17 protein-coding genes are annotated in these 16,841 nt (G+C 42.7%); 12 read left to right on the top strand and 5 right to left on the bottom strand.

Annotated elements, in window-relative coordinates; translation table 11 throughout:
• Window positions 1-37 precede the first annotated feature (37 nt).
• Both P3339_RS14085 and P3339_RS14080 read left to right on the top strand, forming a co-directional pair.
• Complete coding sequence (locus tag P3339_RS14085) at window positions 38-781, top strand: outer membrane lipoprotein-sorting protein (RefSeq protein ID WP_282950907.1); 744 nt, start codon at window positions 38-40, stop codon at window positions 779-781.
• Between the two features lie 14 nt (window positions 782-795).
• Window positions 796-2,181 (top strand): hypothetical protein, encoded by a 1,386-nt coding sequence (locus tag P3339_RS14080; protein WP_282950906.1) that lies wholly within the window; start codon window positions 796-798, stop codon window positions 2,179-2,181.
• Window positions 2,182-2,270: 89 nt separating this feature from the next.
• Here the strand turns inward: P3339_RS14080 and P3339_RS14075 are convergent, their stop codons facing one another.
• The 4 genes from P3339_RS14075 to P3339_RS14060 are packed head-to-tail and all read right to left on the bottom strand — an operon-like array spanning window position 2,271 to window position 4,571.
• Complete coding sequence (locus P3339_RS14075; RefSeq protein WP_282950905.1) at window positions 2,271-2,660, bottom strand: tetratricopeptide repeat protein; 390 nt, start codon at window positions 2,658-2,660, stop codon at window positions 2,271-2,273.
• The gene (locus P3339_RS14070; RefSeq protein WP_282950904.1) at window positions 2,657-3,532 is read right to left on the bottom strand and encodes a hypothetical protein; all 876 of its coding nucleotides are present in this window, start codon (window positions 3,530-3,532) and stop codon (window positions 2,657-2,659) included. The genes P3339_RS14075 and P3339_RS14070 overlap by 4 nt, the downstream gene beginning before the upstream one ends.
• A gap of 53 nt (window positions 3,533-3,585) precedes the next feature.
• A complete protein-coding gene (locus tag P3339_RS14065; protein ID WP_282950903.1) occupies window positions 3,586-3,972 on the bottom strand; it encodes a hypothetical protein in 387 nt (128 codons plus the stop codon).
• On the bottom strand, window positions 3,924-4,571 hold the full coding sequence (locus tag P3339_RS14060) for a multiheme c-type cytochrome (protein ID WP_282950902.1): 648 nt from the start codon (window positions 4,569-4,571) through the stop codon (window positions 3,924-3,926). Before P3339_RS14060 ends, P3339_RS14065 begins: the two co-directional genes overlap by 49 nt.
• Window positions 4,572-4,680: 109 nt before the next feature.
• Here P3339_RS14060 and P3339_RS14055 point away from each other — a divergent pair, with 109 nt between their 5' ends.
• From P3339_RS14055 to P3339_RS14035, 5 genes are all read left to right on the top strand, one after another.
• Window positions 4,681-5,727, top strand: coding sequence for an HAD family hydrolase (locus P3339_RS14055; RefSeq protein WP_282950901.1), 1,047 nt, complete (start codon window positions 4,681-4,683; stop codon window positions 5,725-5,727).
• A gap of 394 nt (window positions 5,728-6,121) precedes the next feature.
• Complete coding sequence (locus P3339_RS14050; protein ID WP_282953597.1) at window positions 6,122-7,600, top strand: arylsulfatase; 1,479 nt, start codon at window positions 6,122-6,124, stop codon at window positions 7,598-7,600.
• A 34-nt stretch (window positions 7,601-7,634) separates the two neighbouring features.
• A complete protein-coding gene (locus tag P3339_RS14045) occupies window positions 7,635-7,961 on the top strand; it encodes a hypothetical protein (protein WP_282950900.1) in 327 nt (108 codons plus the stop codon).
• A gap of 229 nt (window positions 7,962-8,190) precedes the next feature.
• Entirely contained in the window at window positions 8,191-9,006 is an 816-nt protein-coding gene (locus P3339_RS14040; RefSeq protein WP_282950899.1) for a zinc dependent phospholipase C family protein, read from the top strand.
• Entirely contained in the window at window positions 8,919-11,012 is a 2,094-nt protein-coding gene (locus P3339_RS14035) for a hypothetical protein (RefSeq protein ID WP_282950898.1), read from the top strand. The genes P3339_RS14040 and P3339_RS14035 overlap by 88 nt, the downstream gene beginning before the upstream one ends.
• 794 nt (window positions 11,013-11,806) lie before the next feature.
• On the opposite strand, the gene P3339_RS14030 is transcribed toward P3339_RS14035, so the two are convergent.
• The gene (locus P3339_RS14030) at window positions 11,807-12,028 is read right to left on the bottom strand and encodes a hypothetical protein (protein WP_282950897.1); all 222 of its coding nucleotides are present in this window, start codon (window positions 12,026-12,028) and stop codon (window positions 11,807-11,809) included.
• 448 nt (window positions 12,029-12,476) lie between these two features.
• Here P3339_RS14030 and P3339_RS14025 point away from each other — a divergent pair, with 448 nt between their 5' ends.
• The 5 genes from P3339_RS14025 (at window position 12,477) to P3339_RS14005 (ending at window position 16,839) form a co-directional block, all read left to right on the top strand.
• A complete protein-coding gene (locus P3339_RS14025) occupies window positions 12,477-14,600 on the top strand; it encodes a DUF3857 domain-containing transglutaminase family protein (RefSeq protein ID WP_282950896.1) in 2,124 nt (707 codons plus the stop codon).
• Window positions 14,601-14,733: 133 nt separating this feature from the next.
• Complete coding sequence (locus tag P3339_RS14020; RefSeq protein WP_282950895.1) at window positions 14,734-15,381, top strand: hypothetical protein; 648 nt, start codon at window positions 14,734-14,736, stop codon at window positions 15,379-15,381.
• A 167-nt stretch (window positions 15,382-15,548) separates the two neighbouring features.
• Window positions 15,549-15,929, top strand: a complete 381-nt coding sequence (locus P3339_RS14015; protein WP_020415040.1) for a SpoIIAA family protein — start codon at window positions 15,549-15,551, stop codon at window positions 15,927-15,929.
• A 39-nt stretch (window positions 15,930-15,968) separates the two neighbouring features.
• Window positions 15,969-16,316, top strand: coding sequence for a hypothetical protein (locus P3339_RS14010; protein ID WP_282950894.1), 348 nt, complete (start codon window positions 15,969-15,971; stop codon window positions 16,314-16,316).
• Between the two features lie 226 nt (window positions 16,317-16,542).
• Window positions 16,543-16,839, top strand: coding sequence for a GyrI-like domain-containing protein (locus tag P3339_RS14005; protein ID WP_282953596.1), 297 nt, complete (start codon window positions 16,543-16,545; stop codon window positions 16,837-16,839).
• The last annotated feature ends 2 nt before the right edge of the window (window positions 16,840-16,841 follow it).

Here is a 16,841-nt window from a genome sequence, read left to right as displayed (position 1 = left end):
GCTATCCAGTGACGTGAGGCTTAGAAAGAGTATTGTGATGGAAAAATATCGCTTTGGTTTTTGGATTGTGTTTTTGCTTGCTTTCAGTCTATCGTCAAAAGCTGAAGTGACAGCGGAATACCTGGTAAATCGACTGGATGAGGTCAGGGGCTATAGGGATCAAGGATTTGTATTCGATATCACTAATATCAGCTACAAAAAAGATAAAGAGCCCCGAACAAATACGCTCAGTGTTAAAGTCTTCAATGACAAATCCCTGATTCGTTTCGAGTCACCCGCCCGAGAACGGGGCCGGGCAATGTTGAAAGAAGACTCCAATATGTGGCTCTATATTCCGGGGACTCGCCGTATTATCCGAATAGCGCCATCGCAGCGTTTAATTGGGGAGACCAGTAATGGAGATGTAGTGGGCACTAACTTCTCCAGGGACTACAGTGCAAAAATTGTTGGTGAGGAATCAGTCGAAGCGCAGGAGTATTGGTTGTTGGAGTTAACTTCGATTGCTTCCGGCGTAGCATATACCAAAGTAAAGGTATGGATGGCAAAAGCCGACGGCCATCAACCGTTAAAAAGTGAGTTTTATTCCCGCTCCGACCGCCTCTTGAAAACAGCATTTTACAAAGAGTATAAAAAGTACTCTGGCGAATTGAAAGTACACAAGATTTTGTTAGTTGATGCACTGATGCAGGATAACTATACCTGGATGAAGTTTGATAATTACCAGCTTGAAGCGCTAGATCCGGCTATTTTTCAAAAGGCTTCTCTGGGTAGGCTGAATTAAAAGAAGTAAAGATCATGGCAAATCCTAGCTTGGTCCGGCAAAAGCTGGCTATTTTTTTGTGTATTGCTTCACTACCTCCCTTAGTCATTGCACAGGAGTATGAAGATCCGTTTTCAACCGAATCTTCCGAAGCCAATCTGGCGGGTGAGCTCGGTAGTGATATGTTGGAAAATTCTGCTTCATGGAACTTTGATGTCTCTGCTATTGCCTACCACCAGCAAAATAGCGTTAGGGACAATCAATACTTTAATCCTGGAGGGTTGGTTTTTCGTGAAAGGGAGTCTCAACTGGCATTGGATTTAAGTGGCCAGTTTTCTACCGGTTCTTATTTTTCCGCTTATACACGTTTAGCTCTCGTAGGGGACTATCGAGTAGATGAATCAGGAGGTGCTTCTGATGAGTTCAGCCACTACTTATTAGAAGGCTATTTATCCTCCTATTCCTCTAGTCGACGATTTGGAGTGAATGTTGGGCGCATGAAGCCACAGTGGAGCAATGGCTATAACTGGTCACCCGCAAATTTACTCAAGCCCGTTTATGATCGCCCAAACCTGGATACCGATGACCTGACCCAACAACAAGGGTGGGATATGGTTCATCTGGATTTTCGCTACGGGGATTGGAATACGGGTTTCTACTTTGCTGAAGTGGAAGATACCTTGGACCGAAATCTGGACCTTCCATTTGGCGATAGTGATTATCAGTATGCGTTGGTTTTCAACCGTGAGGGGGACCTGGATACTCGTCTGGTATTACACCAGCTAGAAGGTGGGGATATTAATGTTGCCCTTGGTTTAAGTGCACTAGCTGACGATAATATCACTCTAAGGTTTGAGGGCGCCTGGGAGCACCAGCGGGAGCTAGCACTGGCAGGTGATATGCAATACGCCGACCTGCAGGATCGCGGTTACTTGAAAGCAGTTCTCGGCACCCAAGTAAGTTTAAATGATGGTTGGGATATTACGGCAGAATATCTGTATAACGAACATGGTTATACAGCGGAAGATTGGGATCAGGTAATTGAGCAAATAGATGTAGCTAAGCTGAATCTCACTCAGCCAGGCTTTTCCCTGACAAGCCTACAAACAACAGAGGCGCACACAGCTTTTAATTTCCTGATTGATAGCTTCGGCTTGTTATCTGTGGGGCAGCTACGACGGGAATATCTGTTTTTTATGTGGGGCAATACGCGTGTAGAGCGTAAATTCCAATATCGTCAAAGTATCCAATACAATATTGACGATCAGAGTCAATACCACAATCTGGAATTTATCCAGAATTGGACAGAACATTTCAGTACAAGGCTTCAGGCTCAAGTATTTTCCGGCTGTGATAACTGTGAATTTGGCCTGATTCCCAGTGAGCATCTACTGCGATTGAGTTTCTATTACGATTTCTAGTTTTTTTATACTAGAGGATGTATAACTGGAATAGCAAAGTGTTCTCTGATACTTATATAGAATTAACAGGTCTATTTAGCCCAAAGTATTTAATAGTTTCCAGTAAGTAGTACTTCATATTTTTTTGCTTTTTCGAGATTGCCAGATTCACGATGAATAGAGATTATTGCCTGCAATATATCTGGTGAGGATGGGAACTGATCCAATCCTTTTTCAAGTACTGAAAGTGCCTGCAATGGTTCTTTGGCCGAGTGTAAGGCAATAGCATATACGTAGATATAGCGACTATTGGTTTCCTGGGCTTCTGCAGCTTGTTGCAAAAAGTAAATTGCCTCTGAGTGGCGGCTCTGCCGTATCAAAGATAGCCCCAAGGAGTGCTGAACTGCCGCTTTGCTTTCGGCTCGATTCAGGCCTTGCCGCAGTAGTTTTTCAGCCTCCTCCTCACGCTCCTCAACTCGATACAGGTCCGCCAGATTCACGTAGGCAGGGACATAACAGGGGGCACTCTTAATTGCTCGCCGAAAAAAACTTCTGCCTGGCTGGAATTACCTCTCTGTCTGTGTAGTTCGCCCAGATTGACCAGGGATTCCGGGCGATCACTATTAAATAACTCTGAGGCGGTGTACTCCTTAAGTGCTGTGTAAAACTGCTTCTGAACGGGGCCTGGGTAATTATTTAGGGGCAATGATCCCAGTGCATTGGCGGCTAGCGAGCGTGTTATGCGTTCACGCTCAAAGAGAAGGGGAATGCCCAGTGCCGGGCGAAATTGTGCTGGTACTCTATCCAGTGATTGGGCTAGAGCCAAACTGAGAAGCGGTTCGTTACCTTGCGCTATTGCCTGTAATAGCTGGGCGGAATGACGTGTGAAATACTGGGGGAGTAGGGTTACTGCGGTCGCCCTCGCAATTGCTGGCTGTGTGGAATCTGTAATTAGCTGGCTTAGTTTTTTCTCTCCATCGATTGCTTGGAAAAATCCTGCGTGAAGCGCTTCGCCGTAATGAGACTTGTCGGGGGCGCCGAACTTTCTGCGCAGTACATCAGTTGCCCATTGGTTGGTTTGTTCCTGGTGGCAGCTGAGGCAGGCATTGGGTGTGTTTAACTTATCAGAAAGGTCTGGCCTTGGGATTCGAAAACTATGATCCCGACGGCTATCTACCTGCATATAGTTTTTTGATGGCATATGACAATTGACGCATCTTGCACCGGAGCTATTAACAGGGTGAAGGTGGTGATCGACTTGCGCAAATTTTTCCGGGAGGTGGCACTGGGAACAGACACCATCGCTATTACTGCGCAGCTGTAAGCTATGTGGTTCATGGCAATTGCTACAGGTAACTCCTGCTGCATACATTTTACTCTGCAGGAATGAACCGTAAACATAGACTTCCTCGTTAATTTGACCATCTATATGATAGAGCGGCGGTAGCAGCAGGGCGGGATTATAGTGATCCAGAAATTGGCTGCCAGCTTTTGCGCCGGGAAAGAAAGTAGTGCGCCTGGAGTGACACTGGGCACAGGTTTGTAGCTCTTGATTTTTTTGGATACCTTATTTTTGGCAATGCCACTTTCATGGTCCATTTCCCAATTGGTCGCCCTGACCGAATGCAGTTCAACAGGAAATCCAAAATTTTTGATCTTTAACTGCTTGTTCTCAGCCCACTCTAGATGTTTGGATGCTGACCCGTGGCAGGACTCACAAGCAACATTGATTTCGGACCAGCTGGTTTTAAAGCTATCGGTATTTAGGTCGTAATTTTTTTGTAGTTTTGTGGAGTGGCAGTCCGCACACATAAAATTCCAATTTTGATTGATGCCGCTCCAGTGTAGGGAGTGCTTATGTGAGATCTTCTCATCTGGATATAGGTGGAACCATCGCTGCCCCCCTCTGCCTTGGACCGACTATCCCAGGCGATACTGAGTGCCTGAAGGCGTCCGCCGGGAGACTGAATCAAGTATTGTTGCAGTGGTACTGCGCCAAATGTATAGGCAATAGGAAAATCTTTTAGCTCGCCGTTGGCCCCATCAGTATTGACGTAATAGTCCCCTTTCTTTTTATAGAAGGTGGAAGTAATACCCTCATAGGTAAAAGTTGACTGATTAAAATCGCCGAGGATACTCCCTTCATTCGCTTCCTGCATTGCAAAAGCATGGTGGGAACTTTGCCAGGCGCTGGTCTCTTCCTTATGGCAGTGAGCGCAAAATTTAGACCCTACATAAGTCGTTTCTTTATGCGCAGCTTGATCTATCTGCTGATTATGAGTTGTGGAGGTATCGAGGTTTTTAACCTTATCTACTTTGGACATACTGCGATCATTCGGCCCACAAGCAATCAGAGCTTGAAGACTCAAGAGCACGACAAGTCGGGAAATACCGCTGACTATATTTATCATAATTCTTGCGTAGTCCTGAATAACCCAGTTCGGCTCTGGGATTGCTAAAGCAAGATTAGTTCATTCGCCGCCAAAGAGTAACGTTTAACCATTAGGGTGGTTTGTGGGTATGGTCAGGATTCAAGCGTATCTGTTTGCATATGGCTTACTCGTGTCAGCATATGCCTGCTTTGCTAACGAACGTGGTAGTGCGCCACTTCCTTCATGGAATAGTACTACTGCAAAGTCCGCTATCGTAACATTCATCGATAAGGTCACTCAGGAAGGTAGCGCAGATTTCATCCCTCCTGAACAACGTATAGCCGTATTTGATAACGATGGAACCTTATGGGCAGAAAAGCCAGCCTACTTTCAGCTGCTCTTTGCTATGGATGAAGTAAAGCGGTTGGCACCGGAACACCCTGAATGGAAGTCGGAGCAGCCTTTTGCGGCGATTCTCAACGATGACATGATCACCTTGTTGGCACAGGGAAGAACCGGTTTGGAGAAAATGATCGGTGCGACTCATGCCGATATGACCAGAGAAGAATTTAATAAAGTTGTTGCTTCCTGGCTTAATACAGCCAGAAATCCGCTCACAGGAAAGCACTACATTGCTATGTACTACCAGCCAATGCGAGAGCTATTAAATTTCCTGCGCTCGAAAGGATTTAAAATTTATATAGTTTCTGGAGGTGGCGCAGATTTTATCCGTGTGTTTTCTGAACAGCTATACGGTATTCCTCCAGAGCAGGTTGTTGGTAGCCGACTGAAAGCCCGCTATGAGGATGGTGATGGCAAGCCGCGTGTTATCACTACTGATGATGTCGAATTTGTGAATGATAAAGAAGGCAAACCTATCGGTATTAGCCAGATGATTGGCCGCCGTCCGATTTTTGCCGCTGGAAACTCCGATGGGGACCTGCAGATGTTGGAGTGGGTAACATCAGGCCCTGGGCCGCGTTTTGGGATGTTGATTCATCATACCGATGCAAAAAGGGAGTGGGCTTATGATCGCAATTCCAGGGTGGGACGCTTGGATAAAGCGCTAAAAGCTGCGAAACCCAATGGCTGGACGGTTGTAGATATGGCCAAGGACTGGAAGGTGATATTTCCCGTCGTACAAACCGCCGAAAAAGAGGACAGAAATGGTGAAAAAGTACATGCGCCAAATTAATCAAATCTTTCGCCAGGGAAGCATATCGAGCAGTGTTGGTATAGCAGGCACCAATGGGTAAAGACTTGTCTAATCTTGCTGTATTACCCCTCAAAGAAAGTGCAAGATTTGAACTCTGGCACCAATAACAGGGGTCATATTCTGGATATCAGGCAAGGTGCTTTTGTTTTGATATGAGCCCGCAAAGCGAGTGATGAGGTCCGTCATGTATTCACTTTTCCTGCTGTCGCGACGAGTAGCAGTGGCTATTGGTTTACTTTGCTGTCTTCAGTGGCAAGTTAATGCTCAGCCTCAGCCTCAGCCTCAGCCCCAACTCGGAGAACAAGAGCAACTTGAAAAACAACCGGAGAGCCCTGCTCAAGCTCAGTCCCAGCAAGGTAAACCCCAACCTCAAATGCCAGAAAAACCAAATATCCTGGTGATCTGGGGAGATGATATCGGTATCTGGAATATCAGCTTTAACAGTCGCGGCATGATGGGATACGCGACCCCAAATATCGATCGGTTGGCAGTTGAAGGGTTGTCATTTACCGATTACTACGGCCAGCAATCTTGTACTGCTGGGCGTGCAGCTTTCCTGGCAGGCAACGTTCCGGTGCGAACTGGAATGACCAAAGTAGGACTCCCGGGAGCCAAAGAGGGATGGCAAAAGAGTGATGCGACAATCGCTACGGTGATGAAAAGCCTTGGATATGTTACAGGGCAGTTTGGCAAGAATCACCAAGGTGACCTGGATGAGCACCTGCCGACTAATCACGGCTTTGACGAATTTTTTGGAAATCTCTATCACCTCAATGCGGAGGAAGAGCCGGAAAATCGTGACTATCCCAAAGATCCAGAGTTCCGCAAAAAGTTTGGTCCTCGTGGAGTCATAAAGTCCTTCGCTGGGGGCACTATTGAAGATACCGGCCCACTGACCAAGAAACGGATGGAAACCATTGATGATGAGACTCTTGCTGCGGCCATAGACTTTATCGAGCGTGCTCACCAGGACGGAAAGCCATTCTTTGTGTGGTGGAATGCCACCCGAATGCACTTTCGCACTCATGTACGGGAGGAGCATACAAATCTGGCGGGCCCGAACAGTAATGAATATATGGACGGTATGGTGGAGCACGATATCCTGGTAGGGAAGTTACTCAGCCTGCTGGATCGCCTGCAAATTGCCGATAATACCATCGTGTTCTATTCAACCGATAACGGTCCTCATTTCAATACATGGCCTGATGCAGCGACTACCCCCTTCCGCAGTGAAAAGAACTCAAACTGGGAGGGGGCCTATCGGGTCCCTGCCTTTGTACGCTGGCCGGGTAAATTCCCGGCAGGAACCACATTAACCGGTATTGTTTCACATGAAGACTGGTTGCCTACTCTGGCTGCTGCAGGTGGAAATCCCAATATTAAAGAGCAATTAAAGTCAGGGGTGGAGCTGGAAGGTCGGCAATATCGAAACTATGTCGATGGTTACAATATGATGGATTACTTCACCGGCAAGGCAAAGCTATCACCTCGCAAGGAATTTATCTATGTGAACGACGATGGACAGATAGTAGCTATGCGTTATGAACCCTGGAAGGCCATTTTCCTGGAAAACCGCGGAAAGGGTTTTGAAGTCTGGCGTGAACCTTTTACGGAATTGCGGGTTCCTCTTCTATTTAACCTGCGTCAGGACCCTTTCGAAAAAGCGCAGCATAACTCCAATACCTATAACGATTGGTTTATTGACAGAGCTTTTGTGCTGGTGCCGATGCAGCAGCTCGCTGCCAAATTCTTACAAACGATGAAGGAGTACCCTCCCAGTCAAGTACCGGGGTCTTTTAACCTGGATAAAGTACAAAAGCAACTCGAAGCAGGTGCTGCAGGAAGTAACTGACTTTTCTGAAAACACTCTGGCTAAAGAGCAAAGTATGAAAAAACTACATATAGCACTGTCCACTGATAGAATTGAGGAAACAGTACAAGATTATAGTACTCGCCTAAACTGCGCCCCGTGCTCTTATGTTGCCGGTGAATATGCTTTATGGCGCACCGACTCACTGAACCTATCTGTCCGCAAAGACCCAAAGTGCAGATCTGGGACTCTTAGGCACTTGGGATGGGAAGATCCGGCTGCAACCGCTTTTACCCAAGAAAAGGATGTTAATGGTATCACTTGGGAGCACTTTAATGCTCAACAGCAGGCGGATGAAATTAATAATGCCTGGAGTAGTGCTAATTATCATCCAAACAAGTAATTAATTCACGAATTTGATTAGTATTTAAATTATATTAAGAATGTTGAAAATTTAAACCAAATTATTGCTGAATGTCTAATTAAACAGACCTACCCTATAAGTCTGTGTAAAATTTGTTCGCCTTATAAATTTTGTAGGCAATGGATAAAGGATGAACAGTTAATCTTTAACTATATATAAGATCCTAAGCTTGATACAATCCTTCTTTTATCATTAAGAAGTATATCGGATGTTTGCTAGAAAAAAGGGGATAGGGGGGCAGTTTGCCTGCCTTCTTTTGGGGTTGTTGGCAACTAATCAGAGCTGGGCTTTTAAGTTAAAGAGTCATGTATTTGTTGGTCAACAAGTAATCAATGATCTTGCTGATGATGGCAAGCTGACTTTTGAAATCAATAATAATTACTATGATATCGATGTTCCAGATGATGTTTCTTCAGCGATTCTTAAGAATCAGTCCGCTTATCTGCTTGGCAATATTGGGCCCGATGCTTCTCCCGATTTTGTAGTTGGGCAGACCAGCGTTCACCCTGGAGCACTGGATAAAAATGAGGCTGGTGATGCGATAGTTCAAGAGGATAGCACGCGTTATAACACAGACGATTGGCTAAAGTACTTGCTGACCCAGAAGGACACCTCTAATATAGGAAAAGCTTATATCTATGGATACCTCGGGCATGCCTCAGCGGATGTATTCGCTCACACCTATGTAAACCAGTACTCGGGTGATATTTTTGCTATTTTTGATGGTGAAAGTTTAAATGAAAAGCGCCATATAGCTCTTGAATCTTATATTGATTCCAGGGTACCTATTCTGCGTGATCACCTCGGAAAGATCCTCGGTGAGCCTCACCAAAGAATTGATCTCAATGATGATGAGCTGTTTGAGTTTCTTCGAGACAAGCTTATTTATGCTGATATTCCAACAGAACAGTATGGAAAAAACCCCTGGCATCTCACTTGGCTTCAATTTCAAAGTTCAGGGAACAGCTATATAACCAGGCAATTGATGCAAATGGCTATTGGCACACCATTGATGTATGGGTAACCCAATACCTTATTAAGGATTGGACTGGTTATGAGATGCCAGAGTCAATGGCTAGTGATTTGAATAACATTGCCAATGATTTTATTGATGAAGTCAATATAGGTATCGATAAAGCTCAATCAATAAGTAATAACTTACTAAAGTACAGGCTTGATTTTGAGGGGCGTGGCTTTGATGGGGTAGCAGATGCCTTAGATAAGGTGCAAAGCTCACATACCAAGCTAGTCAACAAAAAGCATGAGTTAGAGAAGGCCCAGCTGGACTGGCGCACAGAAGTAACGGCAAAAGGTTGTGAGTTTGCCCTTAAAACAATTGACCCCGCTGGTCTGATTGACAAGTCAATTGACCTTGATCCTATTGCTAACATGTTGGGTGTTGATGGTGTAGAGGACCTGGTAAAGTTAGCTTTGAACCCGGGGAGTCTATTTGATGGTGATGGTGATGAGCACTGGTATGCGAGAGATTTTGATATTTCAGCACATCAACTTTTCTCAGACCAATACCTCTATGAGCAGCATAGAAAAATAGAGAGCGAAGTCCCCTTTAATAGTAGATACCCTAGACATCTAACATATATGATTGATGGTGTTACAGATGTTTTGAATTTAGCACGAGAAAACACTCAGGCACCATTTATTCCTATTGCATCAAGTAATATTTTTATTCCTCTTATTAATGACAAAAAATATGATTGGAAGATGCGTGTATCTTTAGATCACAATGTTGTAGATCATTTTTGGGTTCGTGAGGCGGAATCAGAAAAAATGATAATCAGTATGCAGGCTGATAAGCTCATCTCAGATGATGTAGATGTATGCGAGAGCCTTGCAAAGACTGTTCACGCCAGCGAATATGCAGCGCTTAAAGTTATTCATGATCTAGAAGAAGAAGCCAATGATTTGGCTAAACAAAATATTGAGGATGCTAGAGAAGCTCATGCGGAAATGCAAAAAGCACAGAAAAATCTGCATGCCATTGCAGATGCCGCCATCGATCTTTTGCAGCTTCTGAATAGTAATGTTAGTCCGATCCAGTCCAAATTTGAGATGTGGAAATCAGGGGTTGATGTTGCAATGTTGGAATATACACGCACTACCGCTACCATGATGGTAAATACCATGGATAAGAATGCTAGTAGTGTAGATCCTTTAACTGATTGGGTATATTGTTATGGCCCAACTTTTATTGGGGTACCATCGCAAGTTTGTGATATTTGGCAAAATGTCGATAGTATGATCGATTCCCTGTCTGATGTTTTGACGGTTCTTGATAATGCGCCAATTCCTCTTACGGTACGCAATGCCAGAGAAGAGCTCCGAAAGGCAATTGATGGGTTAAAAGGGGAGGTAAAGGAGTATGCGATTGAAGAGGTGGAAGATGTGCTGCCCACCGAATTCAAGGAGTTACTCGACCTGCTTGATGCACCCATGACCGATACTGCGCTGAATACCTGGTATTCGAAAAATGAATCCAATACTCAGCATTTGGTTAAAATCCCAGATATGGCTTATCGAGTCACAGCAGAGATGCGCCTGGATGGTAATGGCGACTACAGTGTGAGTGAGTATCCAGTAGTAGCAAATGCCATTACTTTGGCGAAACTAGCCTTGCTGGATACGGAGGGGCTGAAAGCATTAGCCAGGACTCAAGGTTTGAGCGAGTCTATTTTTAATGGATTAAGCGCTGATAATCTTGTTGCTGGTGCCTTCAAAAGCATCGACGGTAATCATCAATGGATGTTGTGTGCACCACCGTTACCAAGATCTATTGGGAGTGAGGACAAATACCGTTTCTTTGATAACTTCTCTACATCATCAGGTTTTGTGCTATGGAAAGACTGGCGTGCAAAAAATGATTTGTTTGATGGTTTGTTTAAGGGACCGTTAACCGCTGGAGTAACCAATCCTACTGTGATAGGTTTTGATTGGATTCTTGATGCAGGCTCTTCTTACAGAACACTGAATGAGAGCTTCCCATATCCAGATCGTCAATGCGCCATGCCCTAATAAGGTTGACCTCTTTTGTATCACCTTATTGGTGAGTTGAGGAGTGTCGGATAGAAAGGCCCCTAAGAGCATTTTTCTAATGGGGCCTTTCTATTAAATCTTATCTACTTTATTTAGGCAGGAATTGCCTGCCTAAATACCTGTAAAATTTTTTTCAAAAAGTACATATATTTTCTTGTTGGCTCTAAGTGTATTGGTAATCAGATCGATACAATTGCTTTGGCGCTAATTGCTAATAAAATTTAGGAGCACTCTCATGTGAGTAATAGATGGGCGAAATTAGTAGTTTTTGAAGCCGTGCCAATTATCACCCTGACAAGGAGTGATTGTTGGTATTGAGTGCTAAATAAGCAGTAAGTTCTATAATCCCTGCGCATTCAACTGACTTAGACTGCGAGATAAAATGTCTGCCTGGCAAGCTAATAACCTCCAGGGACTCTAATAGAAAGCTCAAAGTTTTAATTAGTCTCTTTGACTACTAAATAGTCATTCACAGGGCGGATATAAACCGAAGCTATGCTGAATTTTCGAATTGGTGTGTCTATTTTTGTAATATTTATAAATCGTTGTTTTAGTATATCTGTATTCGTTTGCTTCAATGACTGAAAAAGCTGCTGAGATTTTTCGTCTGTGTCATAATCATTGAAGCCTGAGAAGTTGACTATCAATCGGCCTACAAAGTTGGGTTTCATAATTCAAACTGACAGCCATTTAGAAAATCTGGATATGGCTGATGGTGGTGAGACAAAGCTGACAATAAAGACAATCTCTTTTACTCTATTCTCTGTTAATTTTCATAGCTCATAGGCTAACCTGCCGGAATAGAACTCCACAACCAGAAAAAGGATTTCTTCCTTTGTCAATTTTTCTAGTGATACTGCTTGTTCTGAGCAGTCTTGTCCTTCTAATTCTGGGAGGTAAATTGCCTCGTAATTTAGTGTCTTGGGAAGTGCTTTTATCAGGTCGTTAAATAAGATGTCAGTGCCATCCAGGCCGGGTAGAAATACAAGTTTCAAAGTCATCACCTCAGAATGCTGAACTGTTTTTACCGATAGAAATATGTCTGGGCATTTCAGTTTAGGGTTGCTACTTATTAATAGAGATGCTTGTGTGCATATATAATCTGGATATATTCAATTTTTGAATAATTATTACAGTTGTGGATGGTTTCGAGAAGTTAAAAAGTATATTTTTTAATTTAGAGATGATAAATTACGTGGTATTTGTTTTATTGCAAACATAAGAGGTCGACCATGTTGTTTAAGGTTTTTTCCGTATTCGATTGGAAATCGATAATACTTTAATCGAAGATGTCAACTTAAGTGGGTGGTAGTTGGTATTTTAGTTCCAGGTGAGGCGGTATTTCAGGCTGCTTTTGAGTGGTAGTGAGAACAATAACTTTGAGTTGGTAGTAGATTTGTTGTCGTTTTTGTTGGTGAGTATTTTTACACTTTAAAAAGAAAGATGAATATTAGAATTGTTTCGTTAGTAAAAGTGGTTTTAATTGGTTGTTTGTTGAGTGGGGCTGGAAAAATTTGGGCTGAGGAGGAAGTTGCAACCTCACCTGTACCAGGATGGGTAACAAATGTAGTTATTCCTGAAGTAAGTAAGACTCCAAATGACAAAAATCAGAATGGAGTTCATTACTTGCTGTTAGATACACAAGTTAAGGTGGGTGAGGAGAAGGCGCCAGATTATTTCTTCCGGATGGCTGAAAACATTATTAATCAAGAGGGAGTAGATGAGAGTTCGCAGATTAGCATTAACTATGATCCTGTCTATCAAAAAGTAGTTCTGCACTCTATTAATGTTATACGAAATGGAGAAGTGTTAAATAAAATCAATACAGCGCGTATGGATTACATACAGCGTGAAGAAGAAATGAGTGAATTGATTTATAGTGGCCAAATAACATTAAATATTCTTCTGGATGACATTAGGGTAGGGGATGTTGTAGAGTATAGCTATACTCGCTCGGGAATGAACCCTGTCTATCAAGGGCTATTTGCTTATAGTTTCAATCTTAACTGGTCTGTTCCATTAGAAAGTCATTTTCTTCGCATACTTTGGGAAAAGCCAAATCCTCTCCAGTACTCGATCGTAAATAGTGATTTAGAATTAAAACGACGGAATCTAGGTGATGCCAATGAGTTTATTTTACAGGATAGTAAAATTGACCCTTTGAAGTCTGATGATGATACTCCCTCCTGGTTTAGTCCATGGGGGGCTGTTTACTTTAGTGAGTCTGAGACATGGGAAGATGTTGGTATTTGGGGGAGAGGGTTGTATGAGGATGTATATCATATTAATGAAGATATCTCGAAGCTAGCAGATAATATAAAATCAAACTCATCAGATAAGGGTTCCCAGATATCGGCTGCACTAAAGTTTGTTCAGGATGAGGTGCGTTATTTAGGAATAGAGTTGGGGGAAAATTCGCATAAGCCCAGATTGGCGAGTGAGACATTAAGAAACCGCTATGGTGACTGTAAAGATAAAACCGTACTATTTCTTACTCTACTAAAAGAGTTAGGAGTTATAGGTTATCCTGCGTTAGTTAATACGGAGTCAAAGTTAAAGAATAAAATCCCTAGTGTCAGATCCTTTGATCATGTCATTACCTATTTTGAGTTTGAGGGTAAAGAGTACTGGGTAGACCCGACTAGAAGCTATCAGCATGGTGCTTTAGATACAATCCACCAACCAGACTATGGAAAAGCACTCGTACTAAGACCTGGCGTCGATAACTTAACAGAAATGCACCCGACTTTTGCAAAATTTGGTGTGTTTGTAAAGGATGAGTTCAATGTTCCTACTGAAGGCTCTGTAGCATTTAAGTCAAAGACTGTTAATTATGGATGGAATGCTGAAAGACAAAGGCGAGGCTTGGCGAGTAATGGGCGAGACTCAATTCAGAATGGATATCTGGAATTTTTTGAAGGCTATTATCCTGGTATTGAAGTTGAAACTATAGTTGAATTTGAAGATGATCTTGAGAGGAATATTTTTTCTTATACCGAGCAATATAGGATTGAAGAGTTCTGGGAGAATAAGCCTGAAAGAGAGCGGTATGAAGTTGATTTTTATGCAAATATTGTCAGTTCGGCGATTTCAAAATATGATGATAGGAATAGGCGGCACCCTCTAGAATTATTGTATCCGGAGCTAATCGAGCAGATCATCGAAGTCAACTTTGAAGGGGATGATTGGTCCTTTGATAATGAGTTTTTTGAGGAAGATAACAAATTTTTCCACTTCAAGAATACCGTTGATTATCAGGAAGCCACTAAAAAACTGAGGTTAGAGTATTCATACCAAAGCAAGATTGATCATGTTAAGGCTGAAGATTACAAGTCTTACATTGAGGCAATTGAAAGGGTAGAAAATCACTTGAGCTATGGTGTCTACAAACGGTATACAAATTCTTCTATAGTAAATGAGGGCGAAGGGGGTTGGTGTCTCAGTTGTCTGTCGCCACATTTATTTATATATATGCATCTTTCTATGTGCTGCTTATTTTTATGTGGCGTTATGAAAGGTGGAAATATCCAGTTAAACAAGACGCGATTTATTACCCAGTTTCTCTAGGTAAGTTGATAGCGATGTGGATTTTTACTTTTGGATTATTTGGTGTCTATTGGTTCTATAGGAATTTTAAGTATATTCGGGTACAGGAGAACAGCGCAATCATGCCGGTTGCCAGAGGGATATTTAACGAATTTTGGTATTTCCCCTTTGGAACAATCTAAAAGAGGATAGCGTAGACCGTTTTGGTGTTTCTCACTTGCCTGGTAAAAAATTGGCAATCCTATTGGCTATAATCTTTCTAGTCTCGTCGATTTTAGGACATATTACAGATTACGTCTTGCTATCCTTGCTGATAAGTGCATTAGCTATATTGCCTCTAGCAAATTATATGATTTTTGTTAATGGTGCCAAATCATCTGCAGAGATAAATAATTCCCGTTGGGGTATTAGGCATGTTCTATTGATTTTACTTGGCTTGCCTCTATATGTGATTCAAATAGGAGGCGAAGTTGGGTTGACTCCGAGCGAAGCGGTAATAGATGGCAGCGAAATTTCGGCTGATAACATTAAGTTTATGCAAAGACAGGGGATAATAAAACCAAAAGATGAAGTTGAATATTTTTATAGTGATGCCCTTTTATTTGTGAGAGATGATGGGAACGGCTTCACTCAACGTCATGTATTTTCTTATTGGAAAGAGGAAGGGGTATTACAGAAAGAAGTGGCGACTTATGACAAAGTAGAAGATATCCAGGTTGAATGGGGGGCTTGGAGGATAATACTACGGTCACCATTCTTAGGAAGGATGGTAGTGACTTCATCCTCTATGTTTCTGGCGTAGATGGCAGGGATAAACTATTTGTCAATGCCCTGAAAGCACAATGGCAGTCTATTCAGTAATTTTTTTTAACGAAAAGGTGGTAGATAGCTTTAAGTTTAAGAGGCTGGCCGCTATCTATCACGGTTTAAGGGTTCGGACATTGCTGACCTCAAATTAGGAATAAACAAATGATTACAACCATTGATATCGGTATACCTAATGCCCTTGCATTCAAAATATCTGGAGATATTACTGAAAGTGATATTTCTGAGGCATTTGACCAGATGAAAGCCCTTGGGGAGAAATATGAAAAGATCACAATTTACGAAGAAATAGAGTCATTCGATGGCCTGGAGTTTTCGGCAGTTGTAGAGAAGTTCAAGTACCTATTTGAGGTTGGCATCTCAAATATATGTGCCGTGGCGATTTTGACTGATAAAGAGTGGCTTAAGAAAGTTGTAGGTGTTGAGGATAAGCTGTTTCGAGGTATTGATATGAAGTGCTTTTCTCCAAACCAGCACACAGATGCGGTACATTTTTTAATGCAGTATGCACCTACTGATGATTAATTTATAGCTTAGTTTTCATTCTTGTAAGACGGTGAGTTTATGTCAGAGGCATTAGAATTGGCAAAACATTACTTTGACCTTTCAAATCAGAGTAATTTTGTCGAGATAGAAAATCTATTTGATCAGTCTTCCACATTCTGTGCGCGAGATGGCGCACTCTATCTGGGTGTGAAAGATATTATGGTGATGCAAAGGGTCCATCATGGCTCTTATAGCAAGTTAGAATGGATTGTAAATATAGTGGAGGAGGTTAAACCCGGCATTATTCGTTTTGATTTTGACTTTGAGGGCACTACTCAAGAGGGTGAAACTGTCAAAATGTCTGGCGTAGAGTTTGTAATTGTCGATAGGGGAATCATTCGACATATAGATGTTCGAAGCCAGTAAGATTGCGATCTACTGAGGTTCACGGTAGGTTGTTATGCTAACGATATTAATAATGAGGATAATCCGGAATGGCTATGGTTGTTGAGCAGATTGAAGGTTTTGATCTTGTGGGGCTTAGTACAAGAACCAAGAATGCCAATGAGGCAGATCCGGGCACTGCAAAGATTACCCCCTTTGGGATAAGTTTGGCGCAGAAGCCGCACCAAAATTGCGTGGCACTCCCAAGGTGTATGGTGTGTATACCAACTATGAGTCAGACCACACGGGCTTGTTTGATGTCTTTGCCTGCTCCGACATGCTTTCTACGGAGATGTCAGAAGACTTTAAAACAGTTCATATAGAGCCAGGCAAGTACCTTGTATTTGGCGCACAGGGTGAGATGCCCCAGGCAGTTATCGATCTCTGGGGGGAAGTGTGGGGTCATTTCTCAGCACCGGACTGCCCTCATGAGCGAGCTTACACTACTGATTTTGAGCACTATGCAAGCCCTAACGAAGTTAAGATTGCTATTTCTATCAAATAGTA

It is taken from the genome of Microbulbifer sp. MLAF003 (assembly GCF_030012965.1).
In the GTDB taxonomy this organism is placed as follows: Bacteria; Pseudomonadota; Gammaproteobacteria; order Pseudomonadales; family Cellvibrionaceae; genus Microbulbifer; species Microbulbifer variabilis.
Note: the sequence above shows the minus strand (reverse complement) of the source record. Positions and strands in the feature narration are given on the sequence as shown.

What these genes read in the sequence shown, in the direction of transcription:
- P3339_RS14085 (WP_282950907.1), top strand. Translation starts at nt 38, where the DNA reads ATGGAAAAATATCGCTTTGGTTTTTGGATTGTGTTTTTGCTTGCTTTC.
- P3339_RS14080 (WP_282950906.1), top strand. Translation starts at nt 796, where the DNA reads ATGGCAAATCCTAGCTTGGTCCGGCAAAAGCTGGCTATTTTTTTGTGT.
- P3339_RS14070 (WP_282950904.1), bottom strand. Translation starts at nt 3,532, where the DNA reads ATGTATGCAGCAGGAGTTACCTGTAGCAATTGCCATGAACCACATAGC.
- P3339_RS14065 (WP_282950903.1), bottom strand. Translation starts at nt 3,972, where the DNA reads ATGTGTGCGGACTGCCACTCCACAAAACTACAAAAAAATTACGACCTA.
- P3339_RS14060 (WP_282950902.1), bottom strand. Translation starts at nt 4,571, where the DNA reads ATGATAAATATAGTCAGCGGTATTTCCCGACTTGTCGTGCTCTTGAGT.
- P3339_RS14055 (WP_282950901.1), top strand. Translation starts at nt 4,681, where the DNA reads ATGGTCAGGATTCAAGCGTATCTGTTTGCATATGGCTTACTCGTGTCA.
- P3339_RS14050 (WP_282953597.1), top strand. Translation starts at nt 6,122, where the DNA reads ATGCCAGAAAAACCAAATATCCTGGTGATCTGGGGAGATGATATCGGT.
- P3339_RS14045 (WP_282950900.1), top strand. Translation starts at nt 7,635, where the DNA reads ATGAAAAAACTACATATAGCACTGTCCACTGATAGAATTGAGGAAACA.
- P3339_RS14040 (WP_282950899.1), top strand. Translation starts at nt 8,191, where the DNA reads ATGTTTGCTAGAAAAAAGGGGATAGGGGGGCAGTTTGCCTGCCTTCTT.
- P3339_RS14025 (WP_282950896.1), top strand. Translation starts at nt 12,477, where the DNA reads ATGAATATTAGAATTGTTTCGTTAGTAAAAGTGGTTTTAATTGGTTGT.
- P3339_RS14015 (WP_020415040.1), top strand. Translation starts at nt 15,549, where the DNA reads ATGATTACAACCATTGATATCGGTATACCTAATGCCCTTGCATTCAAA.
- P3339_RS14010 (WP_282950894.1), top strand. Translation starts at nt 15,969, where the DNA reads ATGTCAGAGGCATTAGAATTGGCAAAACATTACTTTGACCTTTCAAAT.